At 66.6% G+C, this 22,351-nt stretch carries 16 protein-coding genes, 4 pseudogenes and 1 riboswitch; of the genes and pseudogenes, 10 read left to right on the top strand and 10 right to left on the bottom strand.

Features of this window, described 5'->3' with window-relative positions; translation table 11 throughout:
• Positions 1-5: 5 nt before the first annotated feature.
• On the bottom strand, positions 6-1,025 hold the full coding sequence (gene trpS / locus AC5Y21_RS19145) for a tryptophan--tRNA ligase (protein WP_499914707.1): 1,020 nt from the start codon (positions 1,023-1,025) through the stop codon (positions 6-8).
• A gap of 158 nt (positions 1,026-1,183) precedes the next feature.
• Between trpS and ephH the strand changes: the two genes are divergently transcribed.
• Positions 1,184-1,981, top strand: a complete 798-nt coding sequence (gene ephH / locus AC5Y21_RS19140) for an epoxide hydrolase EphH (RefSeq protein WP_499914704.1) — start codon at positions 1,184-1,186, stop codon at positions 1,979-1,981.
• 52 nt (positions 1,982-2,033) lie between these two features.
• On the opposite strand, the gene AC5Y21_RS19135 is transcribed toward ephH, so the two are convergent.
• Positions 2,034-3,275: an NADP-dependent isocitrate dehydrogenase gene (locus AC5Y21_RS19135; protein ID WP_499914672.1), complete on the bottom strand. Its 1,242-nt coding sequence runs from the start codon at positions 3,273-3,275 to the stop codon at positions 2,034-2,036.
• Positions 3,276-3,419: 144 nt separating this feature from the next.
• A riboswitch (SAM riboswitch) is annotated at positions 3,420-3,539 on the top strand.
• Positions 3,540-3,704: 165 nt separating this feature from the next.
• On the opposite strand from AC5Y21_RS19135, the gene AC5Y21_RS19130 reads away from it, so the two are divergent.
• The 5 genes and pseudogenes from AC5Y21_RS19130 to AC5Y21_RS19110 form a co-directional block, all read left to right on the top strand.
• The gene (locus AC5Y21_RS19130; RefSeq protein ID WP_499914669.1) at positions 3,705-5,054 is read left to right on the top strand and encodes a bifunctional o-acetylhomoserine/o-acetylserine sulfhydrylase; all 1,350 of its coding nucleotides are present in this window, start codon (positions 3,705-3,707) and stop codon (positions 5,052-5,054) included.
• Between the two features lie 10 nt (positions 5,055-5,064).
• Positions 5,065-6,186: pseudogene (gene metX, locus AC5Y21_RS19125) on the top strand (homoserine O-acetyltransferase MetX); the annotation flags it as partial.
• A gap of 101 nt (positions 6,187-6,287) precedes the next feature.
• On the top strand, positions 6,288-7,430 hold the full coding sequence (metX, locus tag AC5Y21_RS19120; protein WP_499914701.1) for a homoserine O-acetyltransferase MetX: 1,143 nt from the start codon (positions 6,288-6,290) through the stop codon (positions 7,428-7,430).
• A complete protein-coding gene (locus AC5Y21_RS19115) occupies positions 7,427-8,167 on the top strand; it encodes a class I SAM-dependent methyltransferase (protein WP_499914700.1) in 741 nt (246 codons plus the stop codon). Before metX (AC5Y21_RS19120) ends, AC5Y21_RS19115 begins: the two co-directional genes overlap by 4 nt.
• Before the next feature lie 143 nt (positions 8,168-8,310).
• Positions 8,311-8,721 (top strand): annotated as a pseudogene (locus tag AC5Y21_RS19110) (DUF732 domain-containing protein); the annotation flags it as partial.
• Positions 8,722-8,732: 11 nt separating this feature from the next.
• Here the strand turns inward: AC5Y21_RS19110 and AC5Y21_RS19105 are convergent.
• Positions 8,733-9,014 carry a DUF3017 domain-containing protein gene (locus tag AC5Y21_RS19105; RefSeq protein WP_499914668.1) on the bottom strand — a complete coding sequence of 94 codons (282 nt, stop codon included), beginning with the start codon at positions 9,012-9,014 and terminating at the stop codon, positions 8,733-8,735.
• Positions 9,011-9,856, bottom strand: coding sequence for a bifunctional methylenetetrahydrofolate dehydrogenase/methenyltetrahydrofolate cyclohydrolase (locus tag AC5Y21_RS19100; RefSeq protein WP_499914667.1), 846 nt, complete (start codon positions 9,854-9,856; stop codon positions 9,011-9,013). Before AC5Y21_RS19100 ends, AC5Y21_RS19105 begins: the two co-directional genes overlap by 4 nt.
• Positions 9,857-9,896: 40 nt before the next feature.
• Here AC5Y21_RS19100 and AC5Y21_RS19095 point away from each other — a divergent pair, with 40 nt between their 5' ends.
• From AC5Y21_RS19095 to AC5Y21_RS19085, 3 genes are all read left to right on the top strand, one after another.
• Positions 9,897-11,087, top strand: coding sequence for an NADH:flavin oxidoreductase (locus tag AC5Y21_RS19095; RefSeq protein ID WP_499914665.1), 1,191 nt, complete (start codon positions 9,897-9,899; stop codon positions 11,085-11,087).
• A gap of 90 nt (positions 11,088-11,177) precedes the next feature.
• Positions 11,178-13,766 (top strand): FHA domain-containing protein, encoded by a 2,589-nt coding sequence (locus AC5Y21_RS19090; protein WP_499914664.1) that lies wholly within the window; start codon positions 11,178-11,180, stop codon positions 13,764-13,766.
• 57 nt (positions 13,767-13,823) lie between these two features.
• Positions 13,824-16,364, top strand: a complete 2,541-nt coding sequence (locus AC5Y21_RS19085) for an ATP-binding cassette domain-containing protein (RefSeq protein ID WP_499914662.1) — start codon at positions 13,824-13,826, stop codon at positions 16,362-16,364.
• A gap of 393 nt (positions 16,365-16,757) precedes the next feature.
• Here AC5Y21_RS19085 and AC5Y21_RS19080 read toward each other — a convergent pair.
• The 6 genes and pseudogenes from AC5Y21_RS19080 to AC5Y21_RS19055 form a co-directional block, all read right to left on the bottom strand.
• A pseudogene (locus tag AC5Y21_RS19080) lies at positions 16,758-17,292 on the bottom strand (pentapeptide repeat-containing protein).
• 11 nt (positions 17,293-17,303) lie between these two features.
• Positions 17,304-17,414 (bottom strand): annotated as a pseudogene (locus tag AC5Y21_RS19075) (2-isopropylmalate synthase); the annotation flags it as partial.
• Entirely contained in the window at positions 17,414-17,998 is a 585-nt protein-coding gene (locus tag AC5Y21_RS19070) for a GTP-binding protein (protein ID WP_499914661.1), read from the bottom strand. The gene AC5Y21_RS19070 and the pseudogene AC5Y21_RS19075, both read right to left, overlap by 1 nt.
• Complete coding sequence (locus AC5Y21_RS19065) at positions 17,979-18,362, bottom strand: DUF742 domain-containing protein (RefSeq protein WP_499914659.1); 384 nt, start codon at positions 18,360-18,362, stop codon at positions 17,979-17,981. Before AC5Y21_RS19065 ends, AC5Y21_RS19070 begins: the two co-directional genes overlap by 20 nt.
• A gap of 12 nt (positions 18,363-18,374) precedes the next feature.
• Entirely contained in the window at positions 18,375-18,785 is a 411-nt protein-coding gene (locus AC5Y21_RS19060) for a serine protease inhibitor (RefSeq protein WP_499914657.1), read from the bottom strand.
• On the bottom strand, positions 18,782-21,601 hold the full coding sequence (locus AC5Y21_RS19055; protein ID WP_499914655.1) for a sensor histidine kinase: 2,820 nt from the start codon (positions 21,599-21,601) through the stop codon (positions 18,782-18,784). The genes AC5Y21_RS19060 and AC5Y21_RS19055 overlap by 4 nt, the downstream gene beginning before the upstream one ends.
• Before the next feature lie 260 nt (positions 21,602-21,861).
• Here AC5Y21_RS19055 and AC5Y21_RS19050 point away from each other — a divergent pair, with 260 nt between their 5' ends.
• Positions 21,862-22,326 (top strand): tRNA (cytidine(34)-2'-O)-methyltransferase, encoded by a 465-nt coding sequence (locus AC5Y21_RS19050; protein ID WP_499914698.1) that lies wholly within the window; start codon positions 21,862-21,864, stop codon positions 22,324-22,326.
• Positions 22,327-22,351 lie beyond the last annotated feature (25 nt).

Here is a 22,351-nt window from a genome sequence, read left to right as displayed (position 1 = left end):
TCAACCTATTTCCGTTGCGGAAGGAACCCCAGCCGATCGTAAACCCGCTGAACGGTTTTGCTGGCCACCTCGTCGGCGTGCTGTGCGCCGGTCGCCAGCACCGCCTCCAATTCGACGGGATCGGCGGTCAATTCGTCGACGCGGGCCTTGATCGGGCGCACGAATTCCACGACGGCTTCGGCGGTGTCCTGCTTAAGGTCCCCGTAGCCGCGGCCGGCGTAGCCGTGGACCAAGGTGTCGATAGCAACCCCGGTGAGCGCCGACTGGATGCTCAACAGGTTGGACACGCCCGGCTTGGCGTCCGGGTCGTAGCGGATCTCGCGTTCACTGTCGGTCACCGCCGAGCGAATCTTCTTGGCGGACAACATCGGGTCGTCAAGCAGGTTGATCAGCCCGGCATCGGTGCTCGCCGACTTGCTCATCTTCGACGTCGGGTCGGCCAGGTCGTAGATCTTGGCGGTGACCTTCTGAACGAACACGTCGGGAACCACGAAGGTGTCCGGGAAGCGGCTGTTGAACCGCTGCGCGATGTCGCGCGCCAGCTCGAGGTGCTGCCGCTGGTCCTCCCCTACCGGGACCAGATCGGTGTCGTAGGCCAGCACGTCGGCGGCCTGCAGCACCGGATAGGTGAACAATCCGACCGTCGTCGAGTCGCTTCCCTGCCGCGTCGACTTGTCTTTGAACTGAGTCATCCGCGATGCCTGCCCGAAGCCGGTGAAGCAGCCCAGCACCCACGCCAGCTGGGCGTGCGCGGGCACATGACTCTGCACGAAGATGGTGCTGCGAGCCGGATCGATGCCCAGCGCCAAATACTGCGCGGCGGTGACCAGGGTGCGGCGGCGCAGCGCCTCGGGATCCTGCGGGATGGTGATGGCGTGCTGGTCGACCACGCAGAAGAACGCGTCGTGGTCGTCCTGCAGCGGAACCCACTGCCTGACGGCGCCCAGGGCGTTGCCAAGGTGAAGCGAATCAGAGGTGGGCTGTACGCCGGAAAAGATCCGGCCGGCGCCGGTTGCGGTGCTCATGATGCCGTAGATCTTGTCACGCCGCCGACGGCCGGACTCCGACACCAGAGCAGCCCGCTTGCGATACCGGCGGTACCGCATTTAGTGTCGGCAGCATGAGCGTGACGCCTCGCGCGCCGATCCATCTGGGTCCCTCAGACGGATCCGCCGAACCGGTCCTGTTATTACACCCGTTCCTGCTGTCCCAGCGGGTCTGGGAGACGGTAGCCCAGCAATTGGCCGACACCGGCCGGTACGAAGTGTTCGCACCCACGATGGCCGGCCACAATGGGGGGCCACGGGCTGGAACCTGGTTCCTGTCCTCCGCGGTGCTGGCCGATCACGTCGAGCGCCAGATGGATGAACTGGGCTGGAAGACCGCCCACATCGTGGGCAATTCCCTGGGCGGCTGGGTCGCATTCGAGCTGGCGCGGCGTGGACGGGCACGCAGCGTCACCGGCATCGCCCCGGCGGGCGGTTGGACGCGATGGACTCCGGCCAAGTTCGAGGTGATCGCCAAGTTCATCTTGGGTGTTCCGCTGTTGGGGCTCGCCTGGTTGTTCGGGGCGCGGGTGATGAGCCTGCCGTTCAGCCGCCGGTTGGCCACCTACGCGCTCAGCGCATCCCCAGACGGGGTCGGCCACAGCGATCTGCTCGGCTGCATCGAGGACGTCGCGCACTGCCCCGCATACCTGCAACTACTGGTCAAGGCCACGCTGCTGCCCGGTCTGCACGAGCTCGCGCTGATTTCCGTCCCGGCGCATCTGGCGATGTGCGAAAAAGACCGGATCATTCCCTCACCCAGGTTCACCCGGCATTTCACCACCAACCTGCCGGAGGGTTACCAGGTCACCAAGCTCGACAACGTGGGCCACGTGCCGATGTTCGAGGCGCCGGGACGCGTCACGGAGCTCATCACCGATTTCCTCGAGGAGTGCTGCCCGCATCTTCGCGCGGTCAACCCACCGGCCAGCTAGGCCTGATGGTGGCGACCCGCCGCGCCCGGCTGCGCCGCGCTTGCGATCGCCACTAGGAATTCGCTAGCGCCTTGTGCAGGTTGTCGGCGAGAGATTCGAGAAAGTCCTCGCTGTTCTGCCACTCCTGCTCGGGGCCGATCAGCAACGCGAGATCCTTGGTCATCTTCCCGTCCTCGACCGTGCCGATGACCACGTTTTCCAGCGTCTCGGCAAATTCGTTCACCTCCGGCGTCTTGTCCAGCTTGCCGCGGTGCTGCAGTCCCCGCGTCCAGGCGAAGATCGAGGCGATCGGGTTTGTCGAGGTCGGTTTGCCGGCCTGATACTGCCGGAAATGCCGCGTAACCGTGCCGTGCGCGGCTTCGGCCTCGACCGTGCCGCCGTCGGCGGTCATCAGCACCGATGTCATCAGGCCCAGGCTGCCGTAGCCTTGGGCGACGGTGTCCGACTGGACGTCGCCGTCGTAGTTCTTGCAGGCCCACACGTAGCCGCCCTCCCATTTGAGGCAGGCGGCGACCATGTCGTCGATCAGGCGGTGCTCGTAGGTCAACCCTTCGGCTTCGAACCTGTCCTTGAATTCCTCTTCGTAGATGCGTTCGAACTCGTCTTTGAACATGCCGTCGTAGGCCTTGAGGATGGTGTTCTTGGTCGACAGATACACCGGCCATTTGGCGTGCAGGCCATAGGAGAACGTCGCGCGCGCGAAGTCGCGGATGGAGTCCTTGAAGTTGTACATCCCCATCACGACTCCGCCGTCTTCGGGAATGGACACCATTTCGTGCACGATCGGCTCGCTGCCGTCGGCGGGAGTGAAGGTGATCGAGACCGTACCGGGCTGGTCGACCTTGAAGTTCGTCGCCCGGTACTGATCACCGAAGGCGTGACGGCCGATCACAATCGGCTTGGTCCAGCCCGGAACCAGCCGCGGCACATTCGAGATCACGATCGGTTCACGAAAAATCGTGCCGCCCAGAATGTTTCGGATCGTTCCGTTGGGCGACGGCCACATCTTCTTCAGGTTGAATTCCTGCACCCTGGCCTCGTCGGGGGTGATGGTTGCGCACTTGACGCCGACACCGTGCTTCTTGATGGCATAGGCCGCGTCGATCGTCACCTGATCGTCGGTTTGGTCGCGGTGCTCGATGCCCAGGTCGTAGTAGTCCAGTTCGATGTCGAGATGCGGAAGGATGAGCATGTCTTTGATGAGTTTCCAGATGACGCGCGTCATCTCATCACCGTCGAGCTCTACCACCGGGCCCCGAACCTTGATGCCTTTGATCTTGGGTTCGTTGGACATCTGTGTTCGTGTCCTCCCAGCCGTCGGCTTGGCGCGTGGTTGCTGCTGGACGCCAGCGTACAAAAACTCGGTCCAACGGTTTGCGGCAAAAGCTGAGCCTGGCTAATTGGCATCGGCTCGGCGCCATGCGATAAGCTGCGAATCGGTCATGAGCGCCAGCGTCAAGCCCCGGCTTGCTGGCCGGCAACCCTCCAACCGCGGTGGGGTGCCCCGGGTGATGACCAGGTTGAGTAGCCGAACCCGGCTACGCGGCAAGCGCGGGTCCGCCATAACGGGCCCCTTGAGCTGACAGGGAAACGTTTATGCGCATCCATCCAGTCCAATCGGCCGTGCCTGCCGTATGCCCTGTCGCGTGATCGCCGCTCCGCCCATCCCGGGGCCCACTCCAGGCCCTTTCGCCAGCCCACTACCGAGCAGAAAGCACCTGTCATGAGGACCGAGCCCAACAGCAGTGGGGCCGATCCGACCGCGCATTGGTCGTTCGAAACCAAGCAGGTTCACGTGGGTCAGCAACCCGACTCGGCGACCAGCGCCCGTGCCCTGCCGATCTACCAGACCACGTCGTACACCTTCGAAAACGTCGCGCACGCCGCCGCGCTGTTCGGACTCGAGGTGCCGGGAAACATCTACACCCGGATCGGCAACCCGACCACCGACGTCGTCGAACAGCGCATCGCGGCGCTGGAAGGCGGCGTGGCCGCACTGTTCCTGAGTTCCGGGCAGGCCGCCGAGACCTTCTCCATCCTCAACCTGGCGGGGGCCGGCGATCACATCGTCTCCAGCCCGCGCCTCTACGGCGGCACCTATAACCTGTTCCACTATTCGCTGGCCAAGCTCGGCATCGCGGTCACCTTCGTCGACGACCCCGACAATCTGGACGCATGGCAGGCGGCGGTACAGCCCAATACCAAGGCGTTCTTCGCCGAGACCATTTCCAACCCACAGATCGACGTGCTGGACACCCCCGGCGTATCCGAGGTCGCGCACCGCAACGGCATACCGCTGATCGTCGACAACACCATCGCGACGCCATACCTGATCCAGCCGTTCACACAGGGCGCCGACATCGTGGTGCACTCGGCAACCAAGTACCTGGGCGGCCACGGCTCCGCGATCGCCGGCGTGATCGTCGATGGCGGCACCTTCGACTGGACACAGGGCCGCTTCCCCGGCTTCACCACACCCGACCCCAGCTACCACGGCGTCGTGTACGCCGAGCTGGGGCCGCCGGCGTTTGCGCTGAAGGCCCGCGTGCAACTGCTGCGCGATCTCGGATCGGCGGCGTCGCCGTTCAACGCGTTCCTGGTGGCCCAGGGACTGGAGACGCTGAGCCTGCGCATGGAGCGGCACGTCGCCAACGCGCAGCGGGTCGCGGAATACGTGGCGGCCCACGATCGCGTGCTGTCGGTCAACTACGCGGGACTGCCCAGTTCGCCGTGGTACGAGCTGGGAAAGAAGCTGGCGCCCAAGGGAACCGGCGCGGTGCTGGCGTTCGAGCTGGCCGGGGGTGCAGACGCCGGCAAGGCGTTCGTGAACGCGCTGCAACTGCACAGCCACGTCGCGAACATCGGTGACGTGCGGTCGCTGGTGATCCACCCGGCATCGACTACCCACGCGCAGCTGAGTCCCGCGGAGCAGCTGAGCACCGGCGTCAGCCCGGGGCTGGTGCGTTTAGCGGTGGGCATCGAAGGAATAGACGATATCCTCGCCGACCTGGATCTCGGGTTTGCCGCAGCACGGAAGTTCAGCGGCGAATCGCACTCCGTGGCGGCTGTCTGAGGGTGCTGATATGACCATCCAAGACATGGATATCCAGACGCTGCCCGCCGAAGGTGAGATCGGCGTGGTCGACATCGGTTCGCTGAGGCTGGAAAACGGCGCGGTCATCGACGACGTCTCCATCGCCGTGCAGCGGTGGGGCGAGTTGTCGCCCGCGCGCGACAACGTGGTGGTGGTACTGCACGCGCTCACCGGTGATTCGCACATCACCGGGCCCGCCGGACCCGGGCATCGCACGCCGGGCTGGTGGGACGGGGTGGCCGGGCCGGGTGCGCCGATCGACACCAACCGCTGGTGCGCGATAGCCACCAACGTGCTGGGCGGTTGCGGTAATTCTACCGGGCCGAGCTCGCCGGCCCGGGACGGAAAGCCGTGGGGCTCGAGGTTTCCGCATATTTCGGTGCGGGATCAGGTAGAAGCGGATGTCGCCGCGCTGGCCACCCTGGGTATTGATCAGGTTGCCGCCGTCGTCGGCGGATCCATGGGCGGCGCACGGGCTTTGGAATGGATAGTCAGCCACCCGGACCGGGTTGGGGCCGGCCTACTGCTAGCGGTCGGCGCATGCTCCACCGCCAACCAGATCGGAACCCAGACCACTCAGATCGCGACCATCAAGGCGGACCCGGATTGGCAGGGCGGCGATTACTACGAGACCGGCAGGGCACCTGATGAGGGCCTGAAGATCGCCCGCCGCTTCGCGCACCTGACCTACCGCGGCGAAGTTGAGCTCGACGACCGATTCGGCAACATGAGCCAGGGCGACGAAGACCCGGCGGCCGGCGGCCGTTACGCCGTGCAGAGCTATCTGGAGTATCAGGGCGACAAGCTGGCGGACCGCTTCGATGCCGGCAGCTACGTGGTGCTGACCGACACGCTGAACGGCCACGACGTCGGCCGCGGGCGTGGCGGGGTGGCAGCGGCGCTGCGCGGGTGCCCGGTGCCGGTCGTGGTCGGCGGCTTCACCTCCGACCGGCTGTACCCGTTGAGGTTGCAGGAGGAATTGGCCGAGCTGCTGCCGGGCTGCACCGGCCTGCAGGTGGTCGAGTCCATCTACGGGCACGACGGCTTCCTGGTGGAATTCGACGCCGTGAGCGATTTGATCCGCAAGACCCTCGACTTGGTCGAGAATGAGGCGCGTGTCCAAGGTGCCCATAGTCTCCAAGGCGGCCCGCCCCAGCCGCGACCGCTCGCTGTCGTTGACCTCGGCGGCTGCTGCGTGTGATGAGTTCTGACATGTCGATTTCCGGCGTTCCCAGCCAAACACTGCCTGCAGAAGGCGAAATCGGCTTCGTCGATATCGGCTCGCTGACCCTCGAAAACGGTGCGGTGATCGACGATGTCCGCATGGCCGTACAGCGCTGGGGTGAGCTGTCGCCGACGCGGGACAACGTGGTGGTCGTGCTGCACGCGCTCACCGGTGATTCGCACATCACCGGGCCCGCCGGACCCGGGCATCGCACGCCGGGCTGGTGGGACGGGGTGGCCGGGCCGGGTGCGCCGATCGACACCAACCGCTGGTGCGTGGTGGCCACCAACGTGCTCGGCGGTTGCAGTGGTTCTACCGGGCCCAGCTCGCTTGCCCGGGACGGAAAGCCGTGGGGCTCGAGATTTCCGCAGATTTCGGTGCGGGATCAGGTCGAGGCGGATGTCGCCGCACTGGCGGCGCTGGGTATCAACCAGGTTGCCGCCGTCGTCGGCGGATCCATGGGCGGCGCACGGGCTTTGGAATGGATAGTCACCTACCCCGACCGGGTCCGGGCCGGGCTGGTGATAGCAGCCAGTGCGCGCAGCACCGCCGACCTGATCGGTCACGTAACCACGCAGATATCGCTGATCAAGGCCGATCCGAACTGGCAGGACGGTGACTATTACGGTACTGGGCGCAAACCGGACGCCGGGCTGGCGATCGCCCGGCAGTTCGCCATCCTGAGCTACCGCGGCGAGCTGGAGCTCGACACTCGATTCCGCAACGACAGCCAGGCTGACGAAGATCCGGCGACCGGCGGCCGCTACGCGGTGCAGAGCTATCTGGATTACCAGGGTTACAAGCTGGTGGAGCGCTTTGATGCCGGCACCTACGTGGCTGTGTCGGACTCTATGTGCCGCTACGATGTCGGCCGTGGCCGCGGCGGGGTGCGAAACGCACTGCGCGGGTGCCGGGTACCGGTCGTGGTCGGCGGCATCACCAGTGACCGGCTCTACCCGCTGCGCTTGCAGGAGGAATTGGCCGAGCTGCTGCCAGGCTGCACCGGCCTGCACGTAATCGACTCCGTCTACGGGCACGATGGCTTCCTAGTGGAAACCGACGTCGTCAACGAATTGATCCGCGAGACACTGAAATTGGCTGAAGACGCGTGTCCAAGGCCGCCACGGTGACCCGCTCCAGGCACGACCGCTCGATGTCGTTCGGCTCGGCGGCGGCCGCCTATGAGCGTGGCCGCCCGTCGTATCCGCCGGCGGCGATCGACTGGCTGTTGCCGATCGATGCGCGTGACGTGCTGGACCTGGGTGCGGGTACCGGGAAGCTGACTACCCGGCTGGTCGAACGCGGCTTGGACGTGGTGGCCGTCGACCCGATTCCGGAAATGCTGGAAGTGCTGACTGCGTCGCTTCCCGAGACTGTTGCGCTGCTGGGCACCGCCGAAGATATTCCGTTGCCCGACAACAGCGTCGACGCGGTTCTGGTCGCCCAGGCGTGGCATTGGGTCGACCCCGAGCGGGCGATTCCCGAGGTGGCGCGCGTGCTGCGGCCCGGCGGGCGACTGGGTCTGGTGTGGAACACCCGCGACGAACGACTCGGCTGGGTGCGCGAGCTGGGGCAGATCATCGGGAGCGACGGCGACCCAGGCCGCACCAAGGTGACGCTGCCCGCGCCGTTCAGCCAGGTCGAGCGCGATCAAATCGAGTGGACGAATTACCTGACACCGCAGGCACTCATCGACCTGGTCGCATCGCGCAGCTACTGCATCACCTCGCCCACCGAGGTCCGCACCAAAACTCTCGACCAGGTGCGCGAGTTGCTGGCCACCCATCCGGCATTGGCGAACACCAACGGCCTTGCGCTGCCGTATGTCACGGTGTGTGTGCGGGCGACCCTCTCAACTGCCTCTTAATAGACAGGCCCGGCGCAGGGCCATCGCGAAACGCATAGTGTGCAAACCTTTACCGCACCGTGTTGTAAATGTGACAGTTATAGATCAAGGTTCCTAGAGTGGTTCGAGTGCCTCAAGTGCACTCCGAGACGGATGGGGCTTGAATGAAGGCATTGGCCAAAGCGCAGGGGTGGGTCTGGTTGTTCCGCTATCAGCCCGTGACCATTCGCCTGTTCGCGGCAGCAGCCGGAATCCTCACCGCCGCCGCGGTATTCGCGGCCCCGGCCGACGCCAGCCCTATCGACGACTCGTTCATCGGCGCGCTCAACAACGCGGGTGTCAACTACGGCGAACCGGGGAGCGCGGTGTCGATGGGCCAGCAGGTGTGCCCCATGCTTGCCGAGCCGGGCGGGAACTTCGCCGCGGCCGCCGCGCGGATCAAGGGCAACGGCATGTCCCCCGGAATGGCAGACATGTTCACCAGGATCGCCATCTCGATGTATTGCCCAAGCATGATGGCCTCCGTGGCCAACGGCAATATGCCCAACCTGCCGCAAATCCCCGGGATGCCCGGGCTGCCAGGGATTTAACCGGTACCCAGCGGGTCGATGGTCCACGCGATATAGACCATCGCCGCGCCGACCGTCGCGGTGGTGATGAAGTCGGTGCCCCTGCTGCGCACCACCAATAGGCCGGCTCCCCCATCGGACAACACCAACCGCAGCACCGCGGCCACCCCGACACCGATGCCGATCAGCAGCGAGCCGCGGCGCCAGAAGTTGGCCCCCGCCAGCACGAAAGCCGTGACGAAAATCAGCCCGACCAGCAGGATCGGCCACTGGGCCTTGGCCGCGGATCCCACACTCACTGGCGTTCGGCCAACTCGACGACGTTGGTCAGCAGAAAAGCGCGGGTCAGCGGGCCGACACCGCCCGGATTCGGCGACACGTGACCGGCGACTTCCCATACGTCGGGGTGCACGTCGCCGGCCAGCTTGCCGTCCACCCGGCTGACACCCACGTCGACGACCGCGGCGCCGGGACGCACCATGTCGGCGGTCAGCAGGTGCGGCACACCGACGCCGGCCACGATGATGTCGGCCTGTCTGGTCAGCGCGGGCAGATCACGAGTTCGGGTGTGGCACAACGTCACCGTGGCGTTCTCCGAGCGACGGGTGAGCAGCAGTCCCAGCGGCCGGCCCACCGTCACACCCCGGCCGATGACCACCACGTGCGCACCGGCGATCTCCACGTCATAACGCCGCAGCAGGTGCACGATGCCGCGTGGAGTACACGGCAGCGACGCCGGGGTGTTGAGCACCAGCCGGCCCAGGTTCGTCGGGTGCAGGCCGTCGGCGTCCTTGTCCGGGTCGACGCGCTCCAGGGCGGCGTTCTCGTCCAGGTGCTTTGGCAACGGCAGCTGCACGATGTAACCGGTGCATTCGGGGTTGGCGTTCAGCTCGTCGATGGTGTCGTTGAGCGTGGCCGTCGAGATGTCGGCGGGCAGGTCGCGGCGAATCGACGTGATGCCCACCTTCGCGCAGTCGGCGTGCTTACCGCGGACGTAGGCCTGCGATCCTGGATCGTCGCCGACCAGGATGGTGCCCAGTCCGGGCGTGCGGCCCGATGCGGCCAATGCGGCCACCCGTTGCTTCAGGTCGACGAAAATCTCGTCACGGGTGGCCTTGCCGTCCAGCGTGATTGCGCCCACGCCGAACAGTCTGGCATGCCTGCAGGGATAGGCTGCTGACATGCCCGAGACACCGGACGTGTTCAGCCCCGCCAAGCTCGGTCCGGTGACGCTGCGCAACCGGATCATCAAGGCGGCGACCTTCGAGGCCCGCACACCCGACGCGCTGGTGACCGACGACCTGATCGAGTACCACCGGCGGCCCGCCGCCGGCGGCGTGGGCATGACCACGGTCGCCTACTGCGCGGTATCCCAAGGTGGCCGCACCGAAGGCAACGGAATCTGGATGCGACCGGAGGCCGTGCCCGGTTTCCGCCGGCTCACCGACGCGATCCATGCCGAGGGGGCCGCGGTGAGCGCCCAGATCGGGCACGCCGGCCCGGTCGCCAACGCTCGCTCCAACGAGGCCACCGCGCTGGCCCCGGTGCGGTTCTTCAACCCGATCGGCATGCGGTTCGCCAGGAAGGCCGACCGCGACGACATCGACGACGTGCTGGCCGACCACGCCAACGCCGCCCGGCTGGCCGTCGAAGCGGGCTTCGACGCCGTCGAAATCCATTTGGGCCACAACTATCTGGCGAGTTCGTTTCTGTCCCCGTTGATCAACCGGCGCGACGACGAGTTCGGCGGATCGCTGGAGAACCGGGCCAAGGTGGCGCGCGGGCTGGTGCTCGCCGTGCGCCGGGCCTTGGAAAGAGAGGGTCAGCCGATCGCGGTGACGGCCAAGCTCAACATGGCCGACGGCGTCCGCGGCGGCATCTCCACCGAGGAGTCCCTGATCACCGCCAAGTGGCTGGAGGAAGACGGCGGCCTCGACGCCATCGAACTCACCGCGGGCAGCTCGCTGGTCAACCCGATGTACCTGTTCCGCGGCAATGCGCCGATCAAAGAGTTCGCCGGCGCCTTCAAGCCGCCGCTTCGCTGGGGCATGCGCATGACGGGCAAGAAGTTTCTGCGTGAATACCCCTATCGCGAGGCGTATCTGCTGCGCGAGGCCAAGCTCTTCCGGGCCGAACTCAAGCTGCCGCTGATCCTGCTCGGCGGCATCACCAACCGGGAAACGATGGACCTGGCCATGGCGGAGGGCTTCGAGTTCGTGGCGATGGCCAGGGCTCTGCTGGCCGAGCCGGACCTGATCAATCGGATCAAAGCCGACGGTGAACACACGCATTCGGCCTGTACACACTGCAATCTGTGCATGCCCACCATCTACAGCCGCACCAACTGTGTGGTGACCGGAGCGCCCGACTGACGGCCGGCCAACCGCCGTCCATACCGGCAACGCAAGTGTTACCTAACCGTTTCAGTCGTTGGGCTGGCGTTACCCGCTAAAGTTGACTCGATGACTCCCCCAGCCCCGCCTGCGCTGACTGTCAGGCACGACGGGTCGGAGCGGACGTTCGCGGCGGGCCATGATGTGGTCGTCGGACGCGACCTCCGGGCCGACATGCGGATCACCCATCCGCTGATTTCGCGCGCCCACCTGATGCTCCGCTTCGATCAGGGCAGGTGGCTGGCGATTGACAACGGTTCGCTGAACGGGACTTACGTCAACGGCCGGCGGGTGCCGGTCGTCGACATCCACGACGGCCAGACCATCAATATCGGCAATCCCGACGGGCCCGCACTGACCTTCGAGGTCGGGCGGCACCACGGGATGGCCGGACGTCCGCCCCAAACATCGGGGATGCGCATACCGTCCATGGCGGGGCAGTCGTCCGGTCATGTGGGCCCGACGGTTGGCGCCCCGCCGGGGCCTGGACGCCAGCCTCCCCGGGGCGCGCCGCCCCGACCCGGTGGCCCGCCGGGCCAGCCCGGGTATCCGCCCGGCGGACGGCCACCGGCGCATCCGCCATCGCCCCAGTACGCGCCGTCGTCCAGCGCGGCCTACGACGCGGCGCCGCGGACCGCACTGGAGCCCGCCATCGCCCGGCCGCCAGAGGCCGGGAATTTGGCGACGAAGATGTTCAACGCGCTGAAGCCCGGCCGCGCCGGGGGGATTCAAAGTGCGCCGCCGGGAGCGGCCAGCATCGGCCGCGCGACGGACAACGACATCGTCATCCAGGACGTCTTGGCGTCCCGCCATCACGCGTTCTTGAACCGAACCCAGCTGGGCACCGAGATTCGCGACGCGAACAGCGTCAACGGCACGTTCGTCAACGGGGTCAGGGTCGGATCGGCGATCCTGACCGAGGGCGACGTGGTCACCATCGGCAACGTCGACCTGGTCTTCAGCAACGACAACTTGGTCCGCCGCACCGAAGCGGCGACGCGCACCGGTGGCCTGGAGGTGAACTCCGTCTGCTTCGTCGTCGACAAAGGCAAGCAGCTGCTGGACCACATCTCGCTGACCGCGCGGCCAGGCACGCTTACCGCCATCGTCGGTGGGTCCGGTGCCGGCAAGAGCACGCTGTCGCGGTTGATCGCCGGATACACGAGTCCCAGCGAAGGCAACGTGACCTTCGAGGGCCACAACATCCACACCGAGTACGCGTCAATGCGCAGCAGGATCGGGATGGTCCCGCAGGACGACGTCGTGCATCGCCAGTTGACCGTCAACCAGGCGCTGGGCTACGCCGCCGAGCTACGCCTGCCGCCCGACACCAGCAAACAGGAACGCACCCAAATCGTAGCCGGGGTGCTCGAAGAACTCGAGATGACCAAGCACGCCGACACCCGGGTGGACAAGCTGTCCGGCGGCCAGCGCAAACGTGCTTCGGTCGCGCTGGAGCTGCTCACCCAACCGTCGCTGCTGATTCTCGACGAGCCGACCTCCGGGCTGGACCCGGCACTGGACCGTCAGGTGATGCTGATGCTGCGCCAACTCGCCGACGCCGGCCGCGTGGTTATGGTGGTCACCCACTCGATCTCCTACCTCGACGTCTGCGACCAGATCCTGCTGCTGGCGCCCGGCGGCAAGACCGCCTTCTGCGGGCCGCCGGACCAGGTCGAGGCCGCGATGGGAACGCGGAACTGGGCCGACATCTTCGCCAAGGTGGGCGCCGATCCAGACGAGGCCAACCGCCGCTTCAGGGAACGCAGTCAGCAGGCGGCGCGCGCGCCGGTTTCTTCCTCGATTCCGGGCGACCTGGGCGAGCCACCGAAAACCGGCCTGGGGCGCCAGTTCTCCACGATCGCCCGCCGCCAGGTTCGGCTCATCGTTTCCGACCGGGGCTACACCATCTTCCTGGCCATACTGCCGTTCATCATGGGCGCCCTGTCGCTGGTGGTGAAAGGTCCCAAACCCGGCCTGGGCCCCGCCGACGTGAAACTAGCGCCGACCCAGCCGCAGTACATCATGGTGCTGTTGATCATCGGCGCGGTGTTCATGGGAACGGCGCTGACCGTCCGCGACCTCGTAGGTGAACGCCCGATCTTCAAGCGTGAACAAGCCGTCGGGTTGTCCACCACCGCCTATCTGCTGGCCAAGGCCGCGGTCTTCTGCGCGTTCGCGACGTTCCAGGCAGCAATCGCGACTTTGGTCGTGCGGATCGGCAAGGGCGCGCCGACCCAACCCGCTCTGTTCTTCGGCAATTCCACCATCGCGCTCTTCGTCGCGGTGGCAGCCACCTGTGTCGCGTCGGCGATGTTCGGCCTGCTGCTGTCGGCCGTCGCGCAATCCAACGAGCAGATCATGCCGCTACTGGTGGTGTCGCTCATGTCCCAGCTGGTGCTCTGCGGCGGAATGATCGCGGTCTACCCGGGCGGCCTGCAGTATGTCTCCTGGGTCACACCCGGGCGCTGGGGCTACGCCGCAGGCGCGTCGTCGATCGAGCTCAGGGCCCTGGTAAACGTGCCACAGATCCCTACGGACGATCCGATCTGGCAGCACTCCAAACATATCTATGTGTTGGACTTGTTCATGCTCGCGGTGTTGTCGGTGGCTTACGCCATCTTCATCCGGTGGCACATCCGAATAAAGCGCAGCTAAACACTGAAGCGCCGCTAAACGGCCTACGGAAAGCAGAGCGGAAACTAATCTGAATTGATGAGTCGACCGTCCTCGCCCGTGTTAACGGTTCGCTCCGGCCGATCGCAGGGCAGCTTCGCTGCGGGCCGCGACGTTGTCGTCGGCAGCGACTTGCGCGCCGATCTGCGCATTGCGCACCCGCTGATCGCCCGAGCTCACCTGCTGCTGCGCTTCGATCAGGGCAGGTGGACAGCGATCGACAACAACTCGTCGAACGGGCTGTTCGTCAATGGCCGGCGCGTGCCCGCGGTCGACATCCGCGACGGCCAGGCCATCAACATCGGCAACCCCGACGGGCCTCGGCTGACCTTCCACGTCGGGCAGCACAGCGGAGCCGTCGGCATGCTGCCGCCGACCGAGAAATTTCAGGTGATCGCGCCGCCTACCACCGGACCGCTGTCCCGGCCGCAAACCGTTCCGCCTCGGCAGGCTCCGCCGCGGATCGCTCGGCAGCCCGCGCCACCGGCTCAGCCGGCGCCGGCTGACCCCGCGACACAGCTGCCGCCGCAACAGTCGCGGCCAATTGAAGCGCAGCCCGCCAGGAGCGTGCGGCCCAGTCGGCCGAAAACGCCGGTCCAGCCGGCACAGGAGGAGGAGGGCCCGACCAGAAGGTTGCGGGTCCTGGGCGGCCGCGGCCCGAAGCCGCCCGACGCGAGCGCCGCCAAGATCGGCCGCGCGATCGACAACGACATCGTCATCCACGACGTGCTGGCCTCGCGTTATCACGCGTATCTGGTCGCGACACCGCTGGGCGCCGAAATCCGCGACGCGCAAAGCGCCAACGGGACATTCGTCAACGGGATGCGCGTCGGGTCGGCGGTGCTGTCCGAGGGCGACGTGGTCACGATCGGGAACGTCGACCTGGCGTTCACCGGCGGCGAGCTGGTTCGCCGCACCGAAGTCGCGACGCGCACCGGGGGCCTGGAGGTGCGCGACATCGTGTTCACCATCGGGGAAAAGGCGCTGCTGGAAAACGTCTCGATGATCGCGCGGCCCGGGACGCTGACCGCCATCATCGGTGGATCGGGTGCGGGCAAGAGCACGCTGTCACGGCTGATCGCCGGATACACCACCCCCAGCTCCGGGTCGGTCACCTTCGAGGGCCACAACATTCACAACGACTACGCGTCGTTGCGCAGCAGGATCGGAATGGTCCCGCAGGACGACGTGGTGCACCGCCAGCTGACGGTCAACCAAGCGCTCGGCTACGCCGCCGAACTGCGGCTGCCGCCCGACACCAGCAAGGCCGATCGGGACGAGGTGGTCGCTCAGGTACTCGAAGAGCTGAGTCTTACCGAACACGCCGAAAAGCGGGTCGACAACCTCTCCGGCGGCCAGCGCAAACGCGCTTCGGTGGCACTGGAACTGCTCACCGGACCGTCGTTGCTGATCCTCGACGAGCCGACCTCCGGCCTGGACCCAGCGCTGGACCTGCAGGTGATGAACATGCTGCGCCAGCTTGCCGATGCCGGCCGCGTGGTGTTGGTGGTAACGCACTCGCTGACCTATCTCGAGGTCTGCGATCAGGTGCTGCTGATGGCACCTGGCGGCAAGACGGCGTACCTGGGCCCACCCGACAAGATCGGCGAGGTCATGGGGACCACCAACTGGGCCCACATCTTCGCCAAAGTCGGGGCCGATCCCGACGAGGCCAATCGTCGCTTCCTCGCGCAGCGAGAGCCGCCACTGCCTGAAATAGCCGAAGCCGCGGGCGATCTGGGTGCACCCGCGCGCACCAGCATGCGCCGACAGTTCTCCACGATTGCCCGACGCCAGATTCGGCTTGTCGTCTCCGACCGTGCCTATTTCGTGTTCCTGGCGCTGTTGCCGTTCGCCATGGGCGTGCTGTCGCTGACGGTCCCCGGTGGTGCCGGGTTCGGCATTGTTACGAACCCCGCAAGCGAGGCGGCCACCGAAGCGCCGACCGTGGTGACGCTGCTCACCATGGCCGCAGTATTCATGGGTACCGCGCTGACGCTCCGCGACCTGATCGGCGAGCGTCCGATCTTCCGGCGAGAGCAGGCGGTCGGCCTGTCGACCACCGCTTATCTGGCGGCCAAAATCGCTGTGTTCTCCGTGTTCGCCATTGTCCAAGCGGTGATCGCGACCGCCATCGTGGTACTGGGCAAGGGCCCGCCAAAGCAGGGGGCCCTGTTGCTCGGTAACGCCACCCTCGAGCTGTTCGTCGGTGTCGCGGCGACGTGCGTGACTGCGGCCATGCTCGGCCTGCTGTTCTCGGCGCTGGCGCGTTCCAACGAGCAGATAATGCCACTGTTGGTGGTGTCGCTGATGTTGCAAATGGTGCTCTCGGGCGGAATCGTGCCGGTCACCAATCGGATTGCTCTGGAACAGATGTCGTGGGTGGTGCCCGCGCGATGGGGATATGCGGCGCAGTCGTCGACAGTCGACTTGACGACGATTTCGTCTGGTCCGCAAACTCCCAAGGACGACCTCTTCAAACACACGGCGGGAACCTGGCTGTTCGACATGGGCATGCTCGCGTTGTTGTCGGTCGTCTACGCCGTCGGCGTGCGATGGACCATCCGGCTCAAGCGCTAGGGGACAGTGTTCGGTATCGCGCCGGCGTTCGTAGGGTCGGGTTTTGGCGTGAATCCTCGGCTTTGCGCGTGAATCCTGGGCCTTGCGCGTGAATCCTCGGCTTTGCGCGTGGATCCTGGGCCTTGCGCGTGAATCCTGGGCCTTGCGCGTGAATCCTGGGCCTTGCGCGTGAATCCTGGGCAGGATCCAGCGCCGATTCCCGCCCTACCGTCACACCGAAAGCCCAGGATTCACGCTCAAAGCCGCCAGTACACGCTGTGCGGCAAAATGTGCGGATCCTTCCCGTCCAAGGATTGCAGTGACGGGCGGGGCCGGCTCAAGCGCTGAGTAGCTACGCCGAGCAGACGCAAAAAGCCCCCGAAAATCGCGGTTTTCGGGGCTTTTTGCGTCTGCTCACCCCTCCAACCGCAGGCCGTGCGCCACCGCGAAGCCCAACGCTTGCGGGACGTCCACCTTGGCGCCTGCCAGCGACGCGGTTCTCCATATGGCGGGGTCCACCGTCGCGCCGCGCAGGTCCGCATCGTCCAGCCGGGTGCCGGTGGTGCGCGCACCGCGAAGGTCGACGCCGCGCAGCACGGCCTTACGCAGGTCGGTCTCCACCAGACTGGCCTCACGTAGCCGGCAACCACTCAAGTCGACACCGCGAAGGTCATTGCCGCCGAGCACCGCCAGCGTGAAGTCCACCTCGTCGAAGGTCAGCGGCCGCAGCCAGCACTGTTCAAAGACCGAGCCTAACATGCTGCATTGCGCAAATATGCTGTGCCACAACAATGTTCGTCGGAAATTGCAGTTGCGAAAGGCCGACCCGCGATGTTGCGACTCGGCCAGGTTGGACCCGCTGAAATACGACCCGTTCAGTGCGCAGCCGGCTGAGGTCTGCGTCGACGAAATCGTGGCCGGTGAATTCGCGGTCAGTCCACTGCTGCAATGCGGTCAGCTGTCCGGTCCGTGGCGACCCGCTTCGCCCGGCTGCGCCGCGCTCGCGATCGCCACTACTTCCTTATCGTGGCGACCCGCTTCGCCCGGCTGCGCCGCGCTCGCGATCGCGATTAGCCCGCCAGGCTGGCCAGCGCGTATTCGCTCACCGCGATCAACGCGTCGGTCGCCGACCTTCGGTCCCTGGCATCGACGCTGATCACCGGAATGTTGGGAGACAGCGTCAGCGCCTCGCGCACCGCGCCGACCGGATACCTTGGCGCGCCGTCGAACTCGTTGACCGCGACCAAGAACGGCAGGTTGCGGTGCTCGAAGAAGTCGACGGCGGCGAAGCTGTCCTGCAGGCGCCGAACGTCGACCAGGACGATCGCGCCGATAGCGCCGCGCACCAGGTCGTCCCACATGAACCAGAACCGGCGCTGCCCCGGCGTCCCGAACAGATAGAGCACCAGATCCTCTTCCAAGGTGATCCGGCCGAAGTCCATCGCGACGGTCGTGGTCTGCTTGCCCGGAGTGGACTCGAGCACGTCGACGCCGGACGAGGCATCGGTGACCATGGCCTCGGTGCGCAGCGGCATGATCTCGGAAACCGCGCCCACGAACGTGGTCTTGCCGGCACCGAACCCCCCCGCGATGACGATCTTCGTCGACGCGGTGGCATGTTCGTCGGAGTGCGGCTCAGAGTGCCTTAAGGCCACGCAGCGTCCTTCCTATGAGTTCGTGACGCTCATCGCGGGTCGAACGGTCGGTCAAGGTCTTGTGCACCCGAAGGTAACCGGCCGTGACCAGATCGCCGACCAAGACGCGCGCGACGCCCACGGGCAAATCGAGCCGGGCCGAGATTTCCGCGACCGAGGGACTCTTGACGCCTAGCTGGACGATCCTGCCCCGCACGTCGTTGGCCGGCCAGCGGTGCGTCAGTCCCGCTTGCAGCGTCTGCACCGGCGCTTCCAGCGGTAGGTCGACATCGGTGCCGGTTCGTCCGGCCGTCAGCGTATACGGGCGGACCAGATTGGCCTCACGCGCGGGTGACCGGGGCTCCTGCGGCTCGCGTCCGTCCATCGCGGCTCAGGACTATGCCGAGCCCGGCGCTGCGCGACGGGAGGGCTGGACGACGCCGCTCACGCGTTCGACCAGCATCGCCATCTCGTACCCGATCTGACCGATATCGCACGACGTCACAGCCAGCGCCGCCAGATGCGAACCGTCGCCGACACGCATCAACAACAAATAGCCCCGCTGCATCTCGACCACGGACTGCAGCACCGGCCCGCCGTCGAACAGCTGGGCGGCGCCAGTCGAGAGGCTGGCCAGCCCGGACGCCACCGCGGCCAGCTGATCGGCTCGCTCACGCGGAAGCCGGTCACTGGCGGCGAGGGGCAGACCGTCGACGGAGACCAGCAACGCATGGGCCACCCCGGGGACCTCCCGCGCGAACTTCGTCACCAGCCAGTCCAGCGTGTTGTCCGACGTCTGCGTCCTCATTCGTCGTCCGGTCCTTGGGTTTCTTCGCGGGCATGCGAACGTGCGCTGCGCACGCCGCCGAAATGGCTGCTCATCGAGGCACGAATCGCGTCGGGATCGCGACCCGCGGCGGCATGCTCGGCCTCCCGGCCGGGTTGCTGGGGTTCGCGGGAAACCAGCCAGGTGCTCGCGTCCCCCGATTCGGTCCCGTTGGCGGCCCCCGGCACCAGCCGTGCGCCCGGTTTGCGCACCGGCAGGCCACTGTTCGTCTCGGACTCCACGGGTGTCTCGTCGGCGTGCGCGGCCAACACCCAGCCGCGGTCCCACACCGACTTCCAGTCCAGATCGGGATGTTGAGCCAGTTCGTGCGGGTCGCCGACGATCTCTGCGAGCATCCGCTGGTAGATCACGTCGTCAGCGGCCGGGTCGGGCGGCGCTGGTGCCGGCGGCAGTGTTGGTGGCGGCGGTGACGGTGCCGGCGGGGGCGACGGGGGACGCGCTGCCGACTGCGCTGCCGATCGCGCGGAGAAGAACGCCGAGGTGTCCGATGCCGTCGGCAGCTCGTTCCCCGTCGCTGCCGCCGACGGTTGCATCGGCTCCGGCGCCTCCCCCTGCTCCCACCACGGAGTGGGCAGCTCACGCCGCTGCCGTCGGGGCTGTTCCTCGGCCGGTGGAACGTCGGTGATACCGCTGGAGCCCGGACTGCGGCGCGGCAACAACGTGACGGGCGGGCCGGTTTCCGCTTCGGATTCCGGAGCACCGTTGCGGTTCGGCGCCTCGGCCACGGCTTCCGGCGTCGCAGTTGGCGCGGCCAGTGGAGCTGCCGCCGGGGCCGGCGGAGCTGCTGGCGCGGCCGGCGACTCGGGCGCTGGTGCGCGGCCGCGCGTTCGCTCAAGCGGCCGCGCTCCCCGGACCACGACCGAGGCCTCGCTGAACACCGACAGCGGCAGGTAGACCTCGGCTGTGGTGCCTTGGCCGCCCTCCGACATCGCCGGGCCGCGCAGCCGCACCCGGATGCCGTGCGGGGCGGCCAGCCGGCTGACCACGAAAAGGCCCATGTGCCGGGCATTGTCGGGGGTCACCTCGCCGCCGGAGTGCAGCCGCATGTTGGCGATGCGCCGGTCGGAATCATTCATGCCCAGACCGGCATCGGAGACGCGCAGCAGCACTCCGCCGTCACGGGCCGGCGCCGCCGAAACCGAAACCGGTGCCGTCGGCGGCGAATAGCGCAGCGCGTTGTCGACCAACTCAGCGAGCAGATGGATGAGCCCGCCGGCCGCCGCACCGATCACAGTGCATTCGGGTATGGCCGCGATTTGCACCCGGCGATAGTCCTCGACCTCGGAAACAGCGGCCTGGACCACCGTCGACAGCTGCACCGGCTTGCGCTGGTCACGCGAAAGCTGGGCACCCGCCAGCACCAGCAGGTTGGCGCTGTTGCGGCGCAGCCGCGCCGCCAGGTGATCGAGCCGGAAAAGGCTGTCCAGCCGCTCGGGATCCTCCTCGTCGCGCTCCAGCCCGTCGATGAGTGACAGCTGCTGGTCGACCAGCGAACGACTGCGCCGGGACATGGTTTCGAACATGTCGTTGACCAGCAATCGCAACCGCGCCTCGTCGCCGGCCAACAGCAGCGCCTGGGTGTGCAGCTCGTCGACCGCGTGCGCGACCTGACCGATCTCCTCGGTGGTGTACACCGCCAGCGGCTGCGGAATCGGCTCGGCGTCGCCGGCCCGCACCCGGGCTATCTCGTCCTCCAGGTCGGTGTGGGCAACCTTGAGCGCGCTGTCGCGCAGCACCCGCAGTGGCACCACCAGCGCGCGCGCCACCAGCAGCACGATGACCACCGCTACCGCGAGGGCGACCAGCATCAGCAGGGCGTCGCGGATAGCGGCATCGCGCCGCGTGTTGGCCAGACTCTGCACGGACTTGGTCACCGCCGTGGTCGCGTTCTGGATGACCTGCTCGGCGATGCCGTCGGTGATCTGGATGGAGTGCAGCAGATCGGGGTTGTTGACCAGCACGCTGGCCGGGTCGGACATGATGGCCATCCGGGTCACCAGTTGCAGCTGCAGCGTCTTGGCGTCCGGTGAGCCGGCACCCAGCACCTGGGTCATCCCGAAAAGGGTCGACGGTTCGGTACCGGCCAGGGTGGTCATCGATTTGCGCAACTGCGGCTCGGGGAGGTCAGCGCCGCGCGTTACCAGCATCTCCTGCATGGTCATCTGCCCGCGGGCACCCAAGGCCCTGCTCAGGCCCTGCGCCTGGCCTCGGATGTGCTCACTGTCTACCTGCACCGAAGCGTTGATCACGTTCTCGGCCGTCAACAGCAGCGGCGCATAGTTGGTCACCCGGTCCCGCAAACCGATGCTGTTGCTTAGCACTTTGTCCAGAAGGGCCTGACCGTCGTTCAACAGGCCGCTCACTCCCGATCGGACGTCGGCGATCACGTCGGTATCGGCCAGCCGCGTCTGCAATTCGTACTTGCGGGCCTCGAAGTTCTTCTTCGCTCCCTCAACATCACGTCCGGCGGTACTCGCCAGCAGCGCGACGTCCAGTGCCGACATATATTTGGTGATCGCCGGTATCACGTCGGCGCGGGCAGCGGCCCGCCGCAAGGTGTTGTAGCTGGCCGTCGCATCTGCCACCCGCAGACCACCGAAAACCGTGGCCAGCACCAGCGGTACCAGCACAATCGCCAGGACTTTCCACCGGACGGGCCAGTTACTGGGCGACCAGGCGGGCGGCCGTCTCGTCGGCGCCGCGTCGCCGGCAGGAACTTCTGGGGCGTCGGGGGGATTCACCGCAGCCGGGGCGGCCGGGCGGTTGAACATGGTCACGTGGCTACGGCTTTCGGTGGTTTGGGGGCACCGGTCGCTGCGCTGACACTCGTCGCTCCGACAACTGAGAGGCTCATGAAACTTCCTGCTTATTCCGCCCGCCCCAGGCAGATGAGCGCGAGCGGTAAACGCCTGGCAATCCTGCGAGTATGACAGCCCGAGGCCCAGGTCACCACATTCCTCCCTCTGTTCACAACCTCCTACCAGTGCCCAGCCCGGGACAGACCCAACTTTCGGCGCTCAGCAGTCATGATCAGCAGATGTTTCGGCTGCTGTTCTACTCCCCGCGCATCGCGCCAAACACCGGCAACGCCATCCGGACCGCGGCGGCCACCGGCTGCGAACTGCACCTGGTCGAGCCGCTCGGCTTCGACCTGTCCGAGCCCAAGCTGCGACGGGCCGGGCTGGACTACCACGACCTCGCGTCGGTCACTGTCCACGCGTCGCTGCAGGCCGCGTGGGATGCGCTGACCCCGATGCGGGTGGTCGCCTTCACCGCGGGAGCGACGACGTCGTTCGCCGACATCGGCTACCGGGCGGGCGACGTGCTGATGTTCGGGCCGGAGCCCACCGGACTGGATGCCACGACCCTGGCCGACGCGCACATCACCCATCGGGTGCGCATTCCGATGCTGGCGGGCCGGCGGTCGCTCAACCTGTCCAATGCCGCGGCCATCGCCGTCTACGAGGCGTGGCGACAGCACGGCTACGCCGGAGCGTTGTGACGAGGGTCAACCATCGTGCGATGAG

It is taken from the genome of Mycobacterium sp. NGS41 (assembly GCF_059812725.1).
This window is presented reverse-complemented; position numbering and strand designations above follow the sequence as displayed.

Excerpts from the sequence above, each read along its gene's own strand:
- AC5Y21_RS19065 (WP_499914659.1), bottom strand. The coding sequence starts at position 18,362 with ATGGACGGACGCGAGCCGCAGGAGCCCCGGTCACCCGCGCGTGAGGCC.
- metX (WP_499914701.1), top strand. The coding sequence starts at position 6,288 with ATGTCGATTTCCGGCGTTCCCAGCCAAACACTGCCTGCAGAAGGCGAA.
- AC5Y21_RS19095 (WP_499914665.1), top strand. The coding sequence starts at position 9,897 with ATGCCCGAGACACCGGACGTGTTCAGCCCCGCCAAGCTCGGTCCGGTG.
- AC5Y21_RS19090 (WP_499914664.1), top strand. The coding sequence starts at position 11,178 with ATGACTCCCCCAGCCCCGCCTGCGCTGACTGTCAGGCACGACGGGTCG.
- AC5Y21_RS19135 (WP_499914672.1), bottom strand. The coding sequence starts at position 3,275 with ATGTCCAACGAACCCAAGATCAAAGGCATCAAGGTTCGGGGCCCGGTG.
- AC5Y21_RS19085 (WP_499914662.1), top strand. The coding sequence starts at position 13,824 with ATGAGTCGACCGTCCTCGCCCGTGTTAACGGTTCGCTCCGGCCGATCG.
- trpS (WP_499914707.1), bottom strand. The coding sequence starts at position 1,025 with ATGAGCACCGCAACCGGCGCCGGCCGGATCTTTTCCGGCGTACAGCCC.
- AC5Y21_RS19130 (WP_499914669.1), top strand. The coding sequence starts at position 3,705 with ATGAGGACCGAGCCCAACAGCAGTGGGGCCGATCCGACCGCGCATTGG.
- AC5Y21_RS19050 (WP_499914698.1), top strand. The coding sequence starts at position 21,862 with ATGTTTCGGCTGCTGTTCTACTCCCCGCGCATCGCGCCAAACACCGGC.
- AC5Y21_RS19060 (WP_499914657.1), bottom strand. The coding sequence starts at position 18,785 with ATGAGGACGCAGACGTCGGACAACACGCTGGACTGGCTGGTGACGAAG.